The organism is Kitasatospora sp. NPDC057542, assembly GCF_042801945.1.
Taxonomy (GTDB): Bacteria; Actinomycetota; Actinomycetes; order Streptomycetales; family Streptomycetaceae; genus Kitasatospora.
This window is the reverse complement of the sequence record NZ_JBHVFE010000265.1, coordinates 1-12,267: the sequence shown is the minus strand read 5'-3', so window position 1 is coordinate 12,267 and position 12,267 is coordinate 1. Positions and strand designations below refer to the sequence as shown.

Annotated in this window: 15 protein-coding genes and 1 pseudogene; 9 read left to right on the top strand and 7 right to left on the bottom strand. The window is 71.5% G+C overall.

Translation table 11 applies throughout. The features are described from left to right. Together ACFU7Y_RS28035 and ACFU7Y_RS28030 are read left to right on the top strand one after the other, a co-directional pair. Positions 1 to 1,243 (top strand): RNA polymerase sigma factor (locus ACFU7Y_RS28035; protein WP_380770036.1); only part of this gene is annotated, 1,243 nt, incomplete at its 5' end. Positions 1,244 to 1,416: 173 nt separating this feature from the next. After that, positions 1,417 to 1,677, top strand: coding sequence for a hypothetical protein (locus ACFU7Y_RS28030; RefSeq protein WP_224280915.1), 261 nt, complete (start codon positions 1,417 to 1,419; stop codon positions 1,675 to 1,677). Positions 1,678 to 1,901: 224 nt separating this feature from the next. Here ACFU7Y_RS28030 and ACFU7Y_RS28025 read toward each other — a convergent pair whose 3' ends face one another. Together ACFU7Y_RS28025 and ACFU7Y_RS28020 are read right to left on the bottom strand one after the other, a co-directional pair. Then, positions 1,902 to 3,212: a Helicase associated domain protein gene (locus ACFU7Y_RS28025; RefSeq protein WP_380770035.1), complete on the bottom strand. Its 1,311-nt coding sequence runs from the start codon at positions 3,210 to 3,212 to the stop codon at positions 1,902 to 1,904. A gap of 285 nt (positions 3,213 to 3,497) precedes the next feature. Beyond that, positions 3,498 to 4,154: a TetR/AcrR family transcriptional regulator gene (locus ACFU7Y_RS28020; protein ID WP_380770034.1), complete on the bottom strand. Its 657-nt coding sequence runs from the start codon at positions 4,152 to 4,154 to the stop codon at positions 3,498 to 3,500. A 133-nt stretch (positions 4,155 to 4,287) separates the two neighbouring features. On the opposite strand from ACFU7Y_RS28020, the gene ACFU7Y_RS28015 reads away from it, so the two are divergent. Both ACFU7Y_RS28015 and ACFU7Y_RS28010 read left to right on the top strand, forming a co-directional pair. Continuing rightward, positions 4,288 to 4,869: an NADPH-dependent FMN reductase gene (locus ACFU7Y_RS28015; RefSeq protein ID WP_224280912.1), complete on the top strand. Its 582-nt coding sequence runs from the start codon at positions 4,288 to 4,290 to the stop codon at positions 4,867 to 4,869. Positions 4,870 to 4,894: 25 nt separating this feature from the next. Next, positions 4,895 to 6,448: a DHA2 family efflux MFS transporter permease subunit gene (locus ACFU7Y_RS28010; protein WP_380770033.1), complete on the top strand. Its 1,554-nt coding sequence runs from the start codon at positions 4,895 to 4,897 to the stop codon at positions 6,446 to 6,448. 423 nt (positions 6,449 to 6,871) lie between these two features. Here the strand turns inward: ACFU7Y_RS28010 and ACFU7Y_RS28005 are convergent, their stop codons facing one another. Next, complete coding sequence (locus ACFU7Y_RS28005) at positions 6,872 to 7,003, bottom strand: hypothetical protein (protein ID WP_263455610.1); 132 nt, start codon at positions 7,001 to 7,003, stop codon at positions 6,872 to 6,874. 887 nt (positions 7,004 to 7,890) lie between these two features. Between ACFU7Y_RS28005 and ACFU7Y_RS28000 the strand changes: the two are divergent. The 3 genes and pseudogenes from ACFU7Y_RS28000 to ACFU7Y_RS27990 form a co-directional block, all read left to right on the top strand. Then, positions 7,891 to 8,001, top strand: a pseudogene (locus ACFU7Y_RS28000) (transposase); the annotation flags it as partial. 229 nt (positions 8,002 to 8,230) lie between these two features. After that, a complete protein-coding gene (locus tag ACFU7Y_RS27995) occupies positions 8,231 to 8,377 on the top strand; it encodes a hypothetical protein (protein ID WP_224283979.1) in 147 nt (48 codons plus the stop codon). An 88-nt stretch (positions 8,378 to 8,465) separates the two neighbouring features. Continuing rightward, positions 8,466 to 8,786 carry a hypothetical protein gene (locus ACFU7Y_RS27990; RefSeq protein WP_224283980.1) on the top strand — a complete coding sequence of 107 codons (321 nt, stop codon included), beginning with the start codon at positions 8,466 to 8,468 and terminating at the stop codon, positions 8,784 to 8,786. A gap of 139 nt (positions 8,787 to 8,925) precedes the next feature. Here the strand turns inward: ACFU7Y_RS27990 and ACFU7Y_RS27985 are convergent, their stop codons facing one another. Beyond that, the gene (locus ACFU7Y_RS27985; protein WP_263455611.1) at positions 8,926 to 9,060 is read right to left on the bottom strand and encodes a hypothetical protein; all 135 of its coding nucleotides are present in this window, start codon (positions 9,058 to 9,060) and stop codon (positions 8,926 to 8,928) included. Between the two features lie 341 nt (positions 9,061 to 9,401). Next, complete coding sequence (locus tag ACFU7Y_RS27980) at positions 9,402 to 9,851, bottom strand: carboxymuconolactone decarboxylase family protein (RefSeq protein ID WP_224283981.1); 450 nt, start codon at positions 9,849 to 9,851, stop codon at positions 9,402 to 9,404. An 83-nt stretch (positions 9,852 to 9,934) separates the two neighbouring features. Here ACFU7Y_RS27980 and ACFU7Y_RS27975 point away from each other — a divergent pair, with 83 nt between their 5' ends. Further along, positions 9,935 to 10,822, top strand: a complete 888-nt coding sequence (locus ACFU7Y_RS27975) for a sigma-70 family RNA polymerase sigma factor (protein ID WP_224283982.1) — start codon at positions 9,935 to 9,937, stop codon at positions 10,820 to 10,822. A 194-nt stretch (positions 10,823 to 11,016) separates the two neighbouring features. Here ACFU7Y_RS27975 and ACFU7Y_RS27970 read toward each other — a convergent pair whose 3' ends face one another. Continuing rightward, entirely contained in the window at positions 11,017 to 11,205 is a 189-nt protein-coding gene (locus tag ACFU7Y_RS27970; RefSeq protein ID WP_380770032.1) for a hypothetical protein, read from the bottom strand. 39 nt (positions 11,206 to 11,244) lie between these two features. After that, positions 11,245 to 11,367 (bottom strand): hypothetical protein, encoded by a 123-nt coding sequence (locus ACFU7Y_RS27965; protein WP_380770030.1) that lies wholly within the window; start codon positions 11,365 to 11,367, stop codon positions 11,245 to 11,247. Between the two features lie 692 nt (positions 11,368 to 12,059). On the opposite strand from ACFU7Y_RS27965, the gene ACFU7Y_RS27960 reads away from it, so the two are divergent. Beyond that, complete coding sequence (locus ACFU7Y_RS27960) at positions 12,060 to 12,233, top strand: hypothetical protein (RefSeq protein WP_224283984.1); 174 nt, start codon at positions 12,060 to 12,062, stop codon at positions 12,231 to 12,233. The last annotated feature ends 34 nt before the right edge of the window (positions 12,234 to 12,267 follow it).

The following is a 12,267-nucleotide window of genomic DNA, read 5'->3' as shown; positions in this document are numbered from 1 at the left end:
CTGGCGGATCGAGTCCGCGCGGATCGTCGGCGCGCTGGCCCGCTACACCGGGGACTTCGCGCTCGCCGAGGACGTCGCGCAGGAGGCGCTGGCCGAGGCACTCGTCTCCTGGTCGGCAGGCGGTGCACCGGCCAGCCCGGTGGGCTGGCTGCTCGCGACCGCGCGGCGGCGGGCCGTCGACGCCTTCCGCCGCAGGTCGGCGCTCGACGAACGGTACGCCCTGCTCGCCGGCCCACTGGCCGAGGGCGAGTTCAGCTCCGGCGCGCAGGCCCCACCCGACCGGCCGGGCAACCTGCCCTGGGATCCCGACCGTGTCGACGACGACGTCCTCGCGCTCATGTTCACCGCCTGCCATCCGGTGCTCTCGCCCGAGGCCCGGGTGGCGCTAACGCTGCGCGTGGTGGGCGGCCTGTCCAGTGAGGAGATCGCGCGCGCGTTCCTCGTGCCCACCCCGACCGTCCAGGCCAGGATCACCCGCGCGAAGAAGACGATCGCCGCCGCCCACGTGCCGTTCGAACTCCCCGCGTCCGAGGAACGGCCGGGGCGCCTCAGCGCCGTCCTGAGCGTCCTGTACGTGATCTTCACGGAAGGCTCGACAGCGACCACCGGAGACCACCTGCTGCGCCCGGATCTCGCGTACGAGGCCGTGCGGTTGGCCCGAATGCTGGCCGCCCTGCTGCCGGGTGAGCCGGAGGTGCACGGCCAGCTCGCGTTGTTCGAGCTCACCGCTGCGCGCTTCCCGGCGCGCACCGGGCCCGACGGCGAGGCGGTACTGCTGGAGGACCAGGACCGCCGCCTGTGGGACCGTTCCGCGATCCGTCGTGGCCTGGCCGCACTCGGCCGGGCTTCCGCCCTCGGGCGGGGCCTTGGACCGTACGGTCTGCAGGCGGGCATCGCCGCGTGCCACGCGGTGGCGCCCTCGGTGCAGGAGACCGACTGGGAACGCATCGTGCTCCTGTACGAGGCGCTCGGCCGCGTGGCCCCGTCACCCGTCGTCGAGCTCAACCGGGCAGTGGCCGTCGCGATGGCGAGCGGACCGTATGAGGCACTGTCCCTGGTCGACGACCTGCTCGCCTCCGGCCGTCTGTCGGGCTCTCATCTGCTCCCGAGCGTGCGCGGCGAGCTGCTGGTCCGCCTCGGCCGCACCACCGAGGCCCGTGCCGAACTGGAACTCGCCGCCCGCCTGTGCCGCAACGCCCGCGAGCGGGCGGTGCTGCTGCGCAAGGCGGCCGCCCTGGAGTGACGCCCACCTGAGTAGTGCAGCCGTCCTACCCCTGTGAGTGGGTGGGGTGGTGTCAGCGGGTTGGGCGGCAGTCACGAATTCAACGTCAGTACCTCTGGGACGACCCCTACACCCAGCTCGCCGTCCTCTTCGTGGGCGGAGAAGACTGCTACCAGACCCTGCGCAAAGAACCGATGCTCTCTTCCAGGATCTTCATCTGGCAACGCCTCGCCCGCCCCACCCCAGAGGAGGTCCTGGAGGTGATCCCGCTCTTCCACCCCGTCCGGGCCGACGCGCACCCGGACGACATCGCCTTCGCCGACCAGCACGCCGCTCACGGCAACTTCCGTACCTGGGCCCAGCTGACGGCGCACGCTCGCACCGCGTTGGCCCGCACCGGGCGCCCGCAGATCGACCAGGAACTCCTACGCCGGGTCTTCAGCCGCCTCGGATGACCCACCATGCGGGCCGGCCCTCAGCCTGCCACCGATGGACCCACCCCCGCCCTGGACCACGTGGCCGAAGCCGCGGAATTCACCGCAACGGGGCGGCCGGTGCGCTAACGCCAAAAGGCCGCCATCCCACGCGGAGGTGACGGCCTCCAGTGCCTTCTCGGGGCCGCAGCAGCCTACCGCCAGCCTCGGCACCGCCCCGGCCCGGGGCAGCCCACCGCCGACCGCTACGCCCACTCGACGCCGTGCTCGGCGAGCTGCGCGAGCTGCCCGGCGGTGAGCTTGGCCCGGCGCGCCTTCGTGTTGTTCGAGAACGCCCCCAGCCCGACGGAGACGACCTCCACGCTCGCCTCTCCACCAGGCCCGGCCACCACGACCTCAAGCGGCTCCTTGTGGGGTCGGGGAACCTTCGCATGTCCCTCGCGCTCGACGAAGGCCGCCGGGGCGGCCAGGCCCGGGGTGAAACGGTCGGCACGGGACACCTTCGGCTTCGCATCCGCCACGGCCTTCGCCGCCACCAGCTCCTGGTCTTCCTTGACCCCGATTGCCGACAGCAGGTCCCGCTGATCCTCCTCCAGCCCGGGCCGGTCGGCGCGCTGCGCCACGACCCAGCGGCAGAGTTGCTCGCCCTCGAAGACGGGGTCCACGGGCAGGGTGGTCCGATCGACGCGGCCGTCGGCTGCCGGCCACCACTGCCGCGCCACGCTGTAGGCGCGTTGCCAGGTGATCGGCCAGGCGGGGCACCGCCATGGGTCGATCTCCTCCAGCGCGGCCCGGCGCTGCGGGTCGAGCGCGCCCAACTGGTCGGCCGGCCCCTGGGCCGCAGCCCGAAGCTCGGCCAGCCACGTCCCGATCGCATACCCGCCGACCGGCGCCGCCAGGCTGCCGCCGTGGCCCTTCGCCCAGACCCTGGCCCAGTCGAGCCCGGCCTCGAAGCGGGCGTCGGAGACGGACCAGATCATCCCGAGCGCATCCGGCATGTCGACGCGATGTCGCGCCAATTCACCAGCAGAATGCTCGGCCCGCCGGTCGGAGAGCCATTTCCCGAGCGGAAAGTTCCCCTCTTCGCCGACCATCGCGGAATAGGGAATATCGAGTCCACCGGTCTCCTCGTGCCAGCGCCGGGCGTGGCTGATGCCCTCCCGCCAGAACTGGTTCTCACCCGTCAGCACCCGCGAAGCGATGAACAGGGCGAGCACGTTCTCGTCCACTGGAGCCTGGAAGCGGACCGGCAGCGTGAACGTCCCCGAACCACCCTCACCAGACCGGCTCTCACCAGGCCCGGAAGCTGCCTCAGCGCTGCGCCCCTTCGTGCGCTTGCCGGACTTCTGGGGCACGGCGAGGACCTCCACCACGCGTGCGTCGTGAGACCTCAAAGCGGTCAAAATCCGAACAAGCGCCCCATAGGGATCCGATTCCAGAATGTCACCTGGCTCCCCCCGGGGCTTCAGGAAGACCGGCACGATAAGGCTCGCGGTCTTCCCTTCACCGGGCTTCATCCGCAGGGCCCGACCGGTGGCCTGGACGATATCCACCATGCTTCCCCGCCCGTGCAGGAGAACGGAATCTGCGTCCGGGATGTCGATTATCTAGCTAGAGCTGGTCTTGTGGTGAGGGGCGTTTGGTATGTGGCTGAGCTGGGATGGTGCTGGCCTGTAGACCCTCTGGCCTGTGTGTGGGTGACGTTTGGTGTGGATGTCGCCTGCGGGGATGAAGTTCCTGGTCAACCGTGCGGCTGGGTGGGGGAGTGGTGGCTAGGGTCCGGGACTGGCGCTCGGCCCCGGTCTGTCCGGGGCCGACCGCGTTCGAGGGGTGCGGCAGTGTCACCGGTGGGGTGCCGCGTAGGCGCGCAGGAAGGCCCGGATGCCGGCGACGACGATCTCCTCGGTCTCCGCCCGGTCCAGTGGGTACGCGCCCCAGTACGAACGCTGGGTGACCTCCGTCGCGGTCAGCAGCACGAAGTGCGCGGCCGCCCGCCCTGGGTCCGGTGCCTCCAACCACCCGTCCTCGGCCAGTTCCCCGAACCGGTGGCCGAGGGCGGCGGACACCCGGCGCGGCCCGGTCTCCTGCCAGGCGTCGAGGGCGGCCTGCGGCAGGTGCCGGGCCTCGGCGTTGATCTGGCGCACCAGCCCGAAGTGGTCGGCGAACTCGGTCAGCGGGGTCACCCAGGCCATGGCGAACGCGGTGAGGTCCGCCTCCAGGTCGGTGACCTTCGCGAGTCGGCGCTCGATGATGTCCAGCTGGGCGTCGGCGACCTGTGCCGCGCTTTCCCGGACGACGGTCTGGAAGAGCAGTTCCTTGCCCGTGAAGTGGTTGTAGATGGTGCGGGTGGACACCCCGGCCTCCGCCGCGATGGCGTCGATGCTGGCGCGGGTGTAGCCGTCCCGGCCGAAGACCGTGCGGGCGGCCCGGGTGATGGCCTGGCGCTTCTCGGCCAGTCCCCGACGGGGCCGGTCCGGCGTTTCCTGCCTGCTGGTCATGGAGTCTCCTTCATTGCCGTTCCCTCAAAAATTTACAGGCACCGTTGTACTTGTTGCCATACACGTTGTACTTTACCTGACGTGCCGTCCGAACGGGCGGTGACAGAACAGCAGCACACTCCTGGAGACAGCCATGTCCGAGACCCCGTTCCGCCTCGCCGTCATCATCGCCAGCACCCGGCAGGGCCGCTTCGCGCCCACCGTCGCCAACTGGTTCGTCCGCACCGCCGGGCAGCGCGCGGACCTCGACATCGACGTCGTCGACCTGGCAGAGCACCCGCTGGCCCACGTGGGCGAGGAGCCCACCGCCGAGCAGGCCGAGCGGCACGCGGCCCTTACGCCCCGGCTGGCCGCCGCCGACGCCTTCGTGGTGATCACCCCGGAGTACAACCACAGCTTCCCGGCCGCCCTCAAGAACGCCATCGACCTGCACGGCGCCGAGTGGCGGGCCAAGCCGGTCGGCTTCGTCTCCTACGGCGGTCTCGGCGGCGGGCTGCGCGCGGTCGAGCAGCTCCGGCTGGTCTTCGCCGAGCTGCACGCCGTCACCGTCCGCGACACCGTCAGCTTCCACAACGTCTGGGGCCTCTTCGGCGAGGACGGCGAGCCGGTCGACCCGACCGTCCAGAACGGCGCCGCCAAGGGCATGCTCGACCAGCTCACCTGGTGGGCGCACGCGCTCCGGGATGCCCGTACCGTCCGCCCGTACGGCGTCTGAACCGCGGCCGGGGGGAACGAAGAAGATGAGCACCGCCACCGGGCCGGTCACGGCCGGGACAGCCACCCACACAGCCACCGCGGCCGGACCCGGTCCGCGCACCGCGGCCGTCGCCGCCGTCGTGGTCCTCGGCTCGCTGATGACCGTCCTCGACACCACGATCGTCAACGTCGCCCTGAACCGCCTCGCCGGGGACTTCGGTGCCCCGCTGGCCACCATCCAGTGGGTCACCACCGGCTACACCCTGGCGCTCGCCACCGTCACCCCGGTCACCGCCTGGGCGATCGGACGGTTCGGCACCCGTCGCCTCTACCTGACCGCGCTCACCCTGTTCGTGCTCGGCTCGGCGCTGGCCGGCGCCGCCTGGGACGCCCCCTCGCTGATCGCCTTCCGCTTCCTTCAAGGCCTGGGCGGCGGCATGGTGATGCCGGTCGGGATGACCGTCCTGGTCCGCGCCTGCGACCCGGCCCGCACCGGCCGCACCATGAGCGTGCTCGGCATCCCCGTCCTGATCGGCCCGCTGGCCGGGCCGGTGCTCGGCGGCTGGCTGGTCGACGAGGCCTCATGGCGCTGGGTCTTCCTGACCAACCTGCCGCTCGGCGCGCTCGCCCTCGCTCTCGCCGCCCGGCTGCTGCCCCGCGACGGCGGCGACGCCCGCCGCCGACTGGACCTGCCCGGCCTGCTGACGCTCTCCCCGGGCCTGGCCGCACTGATCTACGGGCTGGGCGCCGAGCACGGACACCCCGCCGCGGCCGGCAGCCTGCTGCCCACCCTGGCCGGCACGGCCCTGGTCGCCGGGTTCGTCGTCCGGGCGCTGACCGCGGCGCAGCCGCTGATCGACCTGCGGCTGCTGGCCCGACGCACCTTCGCCGGGCCCGCCGCCACCATCGCCTTGTTCGGCTGCGGCTACTTCGGCTCGATGCTGCTGCTCCCGCTCTACTACCAGCTGGTGCGCGGCCAAAGCGCCACCGACGTCGGCCTGCTCGGCATCCCGCAGGCGCTTGCCACCGGCATCACCATGCAGTTCTCCGGCCGGCTGGCAGACCGTTTCGCACCCGGCCGGATCGTGGTCACCGGCACCGCCGTGGCCGCCACCGGCTTCCTCGGCTTCACCGTCCAGGTCGCCGCCGACACCCCGTACCCTCACCTGATCGCCGCCTTGGTGGTGATGGGGACGGGCATCGGCATGACGCTGATGCCGGCCATGGCGGCCGCCACCCGCAGCGTCGCCCCGGCCGAGGTCCCGGCCGCCACCACCCTGGTCACCATCGTCCAGCAGGTCTCCGCCTCGCTCGGCACCGCCCTGATGTCCGTCCTGCTCACCGGGGCGATGGCCGACCGGCTGCCGACCACGCTCGCCGGCGGGGAGGCCGGCGGCGCACTGGCCGCCGTGCAGGCCCTGGACGGCGCCGCGCGGGCCGCGCTCGCCCCCGGCCTCGCGGACGCCTTCCGGGACACCTACGGCTGGGCCGCCGCCCTGCTCGCGCTCGCCCTGCTGCCCGCACTGCTGCTCTCCCGCCGGGCACCGGGGCGCGGCGCCGCCGGGAGCGCCACGTCACGCCGAGTACACACCTCCTGACGAACTTCACCGAACCCCCAGCGAGCCGCCCCGCCCCGTACGCTGATTTCGCTACCGGTGAGGGCAGGCCCGTTCGGTCAGCCCGGCAACCAGGGGTGGGCAACAGGCGAGTGCCCAGGTCATGACGGTGGAGTCGGGCCGCTGCCCCGGGCCGGACCTGGCCTGAGCAGCGGGAGCGACGATGCGGCGGATCCATGGTCGACAACCACCGGATCTGCCCAGGCGCCGGCCACGGATCTCGCTACCGAGCCCGATGCGGAGGCCCGTCGCCTCCCACAAAACGCCCGGCCGCTGTCGCAGGACTTGATGTCTTCTGGGGGCGGCCAGGATGTGGGGCATGTTTGATGCGGGTCCGGCTTGGAGGGGAGTGCACGGTACCGGCCGGGGCCGATTGATGGGTGACGTCTGGTGCGGTTGCCCCCGTCAGAGGTGACGGGCTGCCAGCAGACACGGCAGTCCGGGCTGCTGGGCTCGGACGGTGCCGGTCACGGACAGCATCTGGGCGGCGGACCGGGCGGTCAGCGAGGCAGATGGTTCGGTGCGGTGGATGGTCACGGATACCACCACCGTGGCCTTGCACGTCGAGGCGACGGCGTTCCCGGCGTCGCTGCGGGCCCGGGGCCTGTCGCCGAACACCGAGCAAACCTACGCCAGCCGTGTGGCACTGTTCCTGTCCTACCGCGCCGAGCAGCGCCTGGACTGGCGCACGCCGTCGTCCCTGCCACTGTCCGGCTTCCAGCGCTGGCTGGTGACCGAACCACTCCCGTCCCGTTCACACACCGCCACGGGACCGCCGCACCAACCGCCGAGCGGCAGGCCGCGGGTGCGATCGCGGAACACTGCGACCCTCGTGATGACCGTCGCCGCCGGGTTCCTGCGGTTCGCGATCGCGAACGGCCGGGCCGCACCGAACATCGCCGACGTACTGTCCCAGCAAACACCTCACCCAGCTGCCCGGCGGCTCCGATACGGGGAAAACGACCAGTTCCGCACGGTCAACGCCGCCACGTTCCGTTTCCGGATCACCGAGCCCGGCTACGAGGACCTCACCTCCCAGCAGACCACCCACATCATCGACCTCGCCCCCCTGGCGCGGGACCGGTTCCTGATCGCCCTCTTGGCCTGCACCGGGATCCGTATCGGCGAAGCGCCCGGGCCGCCCCGCCAGGACATGCACCTCCTCGCCTCCTCCCACACACTCGGCTGCACCACCGACGGCCCGCACACCCACGTCCACCGCCGCAGCGACAACCCGAACCAGGCCCTGGCCAAGACCCCCAAACCCCGCACCACCCCCGTCACCCCCGACCTGGCCACCCCCTACACCGACTACCGATGGGAACGCGACGCCATACCAGAGGCCGCCGACACGGAGACGGCGTTCGTGAACCTGTTCCGCCCACCCCTGGGCCAGGCGATGTCCTACCCGAACACCAAAGGACCTGTTCGACCACCTCACCCGCACCGCCCGGCACACCTGCCGCCCGCACATGCTGCGCCACTCCGCCGCCACCTCCTGGCTGCGCGCGGGGTCGGACCGCGATGTCGTCCAGTACCTCCTCGGGCACGTCTCGCCGATGTCGACGGAGCGCTACCGCCACGTCGATGACGCTGAGACCCGCGCCGCCGTTGACCGCCTCCAGGAACGGATGCACCCCCAGCGCGCCACCCACATCGATGGGCTGCCCCTCGCCGCCCAGGACGACCTCCCGGCCGCAGGCCTGCTCGCCGGCGTCGGCGGCCCGCTCCAGCACCGTGCGGTGCCACTCCTCCGCCTGCCGCTTGGCGAGCTCGCGCACCCACCCGGCCCGCCTCACCCGCCTCGGCGAGCACGTCGTTCACCGCGTGCTGCCACTCCCGCTGCCCCTGGTCCTCGTCCCCGACGGCCACCTCGTCCACCCGGACGGCCACGTTCGTCATGACCGGTGAACTCACCACCAGCGTCGAACCGATCACGGCAGGCCGGTGAGTCTCCGCCCGGCGACCGGTGAGTTTCGCCCGCCGAACTCACCGGTGCATGTCAGAGCCGCGCGTCGCACAGGCCGCCGCCCACCCGGCGCTGCACCACGACAACAACGCGGTGCAGCGCCAGGACGAGGGAGTGCAGCACCCCCTCGTCCTGGCGCTGCTGCCGGAGGTTGTCCCGGGCAGCCCGGCCTGGTTGTCCCCGAGATGCAGCAGGTTGTCCCGGCCGGACGCCGTCGCGCCCTCGGCGGTGCAGCGCTACGAGCTGCACTGTGCTGCGCGCTGCACCGTCCAGGGCCCCGGTGCAGCACCGCGCCGACCGACGTCACCACCGAACTGCTGCATCCGCAGCCGGGCCCAGAAACCTTGGTGAGCCATCAAGGTATCGACGTTCTCACAGGTCAAAGCATTGGTGGCGCACTGGCGCCGGTCACCAAGGTACGCGGCCGCCCCAGCGCCGAAGCCCGCAGCGCCTCCTCCAACTCGCCGCCGGCCTTCCTCCAGTCCTCCAACTACTTGATCAGACTCCGCACCAGGACATCAACGGCCCGGCCCGGGTCCCGCCCTTCCTGCCGGGCCTCCTGCGCGGCCTCACCGAAGACGTCCTCGTCCAGGTCCTCGAACGCCTCCTTCCACCGCCCGGCCACCAGCCGCCGATGTCCGCCAGCACGCCCTGGAGCCCGGCATCGACCGACTCCTGGGGGTTTGCTGGGCGGGGGTGGGCGCGGTTCTGGGCGACGGTCCGGACAACCGGGGCTCTCCGCCCTGCAGGGCCGTTGGTCATGGTGCGCCCGGCACATACCGGCCGCGTTGCCGACTGACAGCGGCCGGCTCGCATTCCCCACGGACGGCCAGCTGACATATCACTCTTCGTGATCAGCCCCTTGACCTGTCTGGAGATCACTCACGCGACAGCAGGTGAATCCTCCGGACGGTCAATGCCACACACCCGCTCCCGCCCTGATGAGGGCGCCGTCCACCTTCCGCCTCACCAGGTCTTGCCCGCCTGCTCCCGGATGGTGTGGTTGATCCGGTTGAAGAAGTTGGTCAGCGCTATCTCCAGGATGATCGCGTTCAGCTCTTCCTCGGTGAAGTGGTCGGCCGCCTCGTCCCAGATCGCGTCGGTCACCCCGGGCGCGCCGTCCTGGATCCGGGTGGCCGCCTCCGTCAAAGAGAGGGCAGCCCGCTCCCCGTCAGTGAAGAACGGCGTCTCGCGCCACGCGACCACGCTGTGCAGCCGCTCGTCCGTCTCGCCCGCCTTCTTCGCTCCCGCCACGCTCGCGTACACGCACGGCGCGCAGCTGTTGATCTGGCTGGCCCGCAGGTGGACGAGGGACAGGAGGCGCTGGTCCACCCCGCCGGCGCCGATCGCCTTGTAGAGGTGCTTGATCGCGATCATCAGGTCGGGGTTGGGGGTGCCGGTCATGCGTGCTTCCATCGGTCCCGCTCCTTCATCGGTTACCGGTGCCCGTCCGGGCCCGTCATCACCTATGACGGAACGGATTCGAGAGAGGTAACACCATGACCGACACCCACCCGACCGACCCGGTGGCCCAGACCTTCGAAACCCAGCGCGACCGGCTGCGCCGGGTCGCCTACCGGATGCTCGGCTCGCAGGCGGACGCCGAGGACGTGGTACAGGAGGCATGGCTGCGCCTGTCCCGCCAGGACGCGGACAGCATCGACAACCTGGGCGGCTGGCTGACCACCGTGGTCGGCCGGCTCAGCCTGGACGTACTGCGCTCGCGCCAGGCCCGGCCCGAGGCCTCCTACGACGACCAGCTGGCCGAGCTGGTCGTGGCCCTGGACGATGCGCCCGCCCCTGAGGAGGCTGCGGCGCTCGCCGACTCGGTCGGCCTGGCGCTGCTCGTGGTCCTGGACACGCTCAGCCCGAGCGAGCGGCTGGCCTTCGTCCTGCACGACCTGTTCGCCGTCCCGTTCGAGGAGATCGGCCGGATCCTCGACAAGTCCACCGCCGCCAGCAAGATGCTGGCCAGCCGGGCCCGCCGGAAGGTGCAGCGCACCGAGCGACCGGCAGTGGAAGTGGTGGTCGCACGGGAACAGCGGTCGGTGGTCGACGCCTTCCTGGCGGCGGCCCGCGGCGGGGACTTCGAGGGCCTGCTCCGGGTCCTCGACCCCGAGGTCCGCCTCAGTGCCGAGACCGCTGACGGAGTCTTCGTCACCCTGGGCGCCACCAAGGTCGCCGCCAGCGCTCAGTTCGCCGCCGGAGCCGCCACGCGAGGACGGGCGGCGATCGTCAACGGCCTGCCGGGGGTCGTCTCCTGGCGCGAGGACGGCACCCCGCTGTCGGTCCTCGCGTTCACCGTGGCGGACGGCCGGATCACCGACATCACCGCCGTGGTCCACCCCGCCAAGCTCGCCGCAGTGGTGGGCCACCTGGCCCCGTAGAAGTGCCCCGTGCACCTGGGGGTACTGGATCGCGGTGAGGGCGGCTTCGCGGATGAGGCGGGCGAGGCTGCCGATACGCCCGGCGGTGCGCGCCACGAGCAATGGGATGCAGCGCGCACCCAGGGGCGTTTCAAAGTCCCGGTGATCACATGAGTCCGCAGGCCAGAGCGGTCTGGAGGGTCCGGGGCGGCCCGTCACGTGTATTTGAAGGCGGTCTCGTCCCCGGGCGTCCGCGGGGCGGGGATGTGCGCCAACTCGGAGAAGGCACCAGCGATCCGCACGCCGTGCTCGGTCAGGAACCAGCCCCTGGTCCTCCCGGACTGAGGCAGCACCAGTTCCGCGGCCAGGCCCTCGCTACGCAACCGGCGCAGCCGCGCCCGCATCTTCTCGATACCCGCGTCCGGGGCGGTCAGCCGGCGAAGCTACTCGGCGGTGGCGATGCGGAACTGGAACAGCGCGGCGAGCACCGCCCAAGTGATCTCCACCTCCCGTGGCTCGGTGCCCGGCTCCGCCCCGGTCCTCGCCCTCTTCCTGGATGTCGTCATCGCAGGGTGCCCCTTTCGGCTCGGCGCGCAGCCCGGCGCTGCGCGCGGTTGCCGCAGGGAACCTCACACAGAAGACCGTCAGGCCGCCTCCGCCGGGCCTGTCCGCCGCGTTCTCCGACGGGACGGGCACGGGCTGGGCAGGGGTGGCCCGGGGTGCTTCCTGGCGGCCACAGGGCCTGGCCGGGGCAGTGCCAGTCGAGTCCGAGTGCGGTGAGCCAGTCGAGCTGCTCGCCGGTGAGTACCGATCCGCAAGCGGCCACAGCCGTGGACGGCCAGGGCACCTACGCACACCCGGCAGGGCCCACCTTCCCGAGCCCCGGCCGGACTCGACCAAATCCTGATGCCGCACGCAACCTGGGACGAACCACCGACCAGGAAGCAGAAGCATGAGGTTTATGACGGCCTGCTATAGCGCTGACCAGCCGTTTTACAGCTTCCGAGTGCGCTGCGCGAAGGCTGCAGCGGCCGGCCTGCTACGTCTACGAGCAACGCCGATGCCAGCCGACAACTCCACTGACCTGGCAAAACACTGCGACACAGCAGCGCGGGCCCAGCCCGTGGGCCCGACGGACCAACCGCCAGTTCCCCTAGCGTATTGGCGCGCAGCAGAAGCCGCCCGGCCGGATGCTTGCCGGCTAGGCCAGGACGGTCTCCTGCGCGCGAAGTCCCCACCCACGAACAGGAGGGTCTCCATGTACGAGTCTACGAACAAGCCCACCAACCAGCCGCTGCCCGTGCCGTCCCGAGCCTCCAGCCGCCTGCGCCGTCTCACCCAACAGCTGGCGGCACAGGCGCTCAAGGGCGCGGCCACCGCGGCCGGAAGCTCCTGCATCGCGCTCATCATGTGGTGGATCGAGCGACGCTAGCCCGACACCGGCGGTGGTCGATCTTCCAGAGATC

Coding starts and splice junctions, on each gene's coding strand:
- ACFU7Y_RS28030 (WP_224280915.1), top strand. CDS start 1,417: ATGCTCTCTTCCAGGATCTTCATCTGGCAACGCCTCGCCCGCCCCACC.
- ACFU7Y_RS28025 (WP_380770035.1), bottom strand. CDS start 3,212: ATGGTGGATATCGTCCAGGCCACCGGTCGGGCCCTGCGGATGAAGCCC.
- ACFU7Y_RS28020 (WP_380770034.1), bottom strand. CDS start 4,154: ATGACCAGCAGGCAGGAAACGCCGGACCGGCCCCGTCGGGGACTGGCC.
- ACFU7Y_RS28015 (WP_224280912.1), top strand. CDS start 4,288: ATGTCCGAGACCCCGTTCCGCCTCGCCGTCATCATCGCCAGCACCCGG.
- ACFU7Y_RS28010 (WP_380770033.1), top strand. CDS start 4,895: ATGAGCACCGCCACCGGGCCGGTCACGGCCGGGACAGCCACCCACACA.
- ACFU7Y_RS27990 (WP_224283980.1), top strand. CDS start 8,466: ATGTCAGAGCCGCGCGTCGCACAGGCCGCCGCCCACCCGGCGCTGCAC.
- ACFU7Y_RS27980 (WP_224283981.1), bottom strand. CDS start 9,851: ATGGAAGCACGCATGACCGGCACCCCCAACCCCGACCTGATGATCGCG.
- ACFU7Y_RS27975 (WP_224283982.1), top strand. CDS start 9,935: ATGACCGACACCCACCCGACCGACCCGGTGGCCCAGACCTTCGAAACC.
- ACFU7Y_RS27970 (WP_380770032.1), bottom strand. CDS start 11,205: ATGCGGGCGCGGCTGCGCCGGTTGCGTAGCGAGGGCCTGGCCGCGGAA.
- ACFU7Y_RS27965 (WP_380770030.1), bottom strand. CDS start 11,367: ATGACGACATCCAGGAAGAGGGCGAGGACCGGGGCGGAGCCGGGCACC.
- ACFU7Y_RS27960 (WP_224283984.1), top strand. CDS start 12,060: ATGTACGAGTCTACGAACAAGCCCACCAACCAGCCGCTGCCCGTGCCG.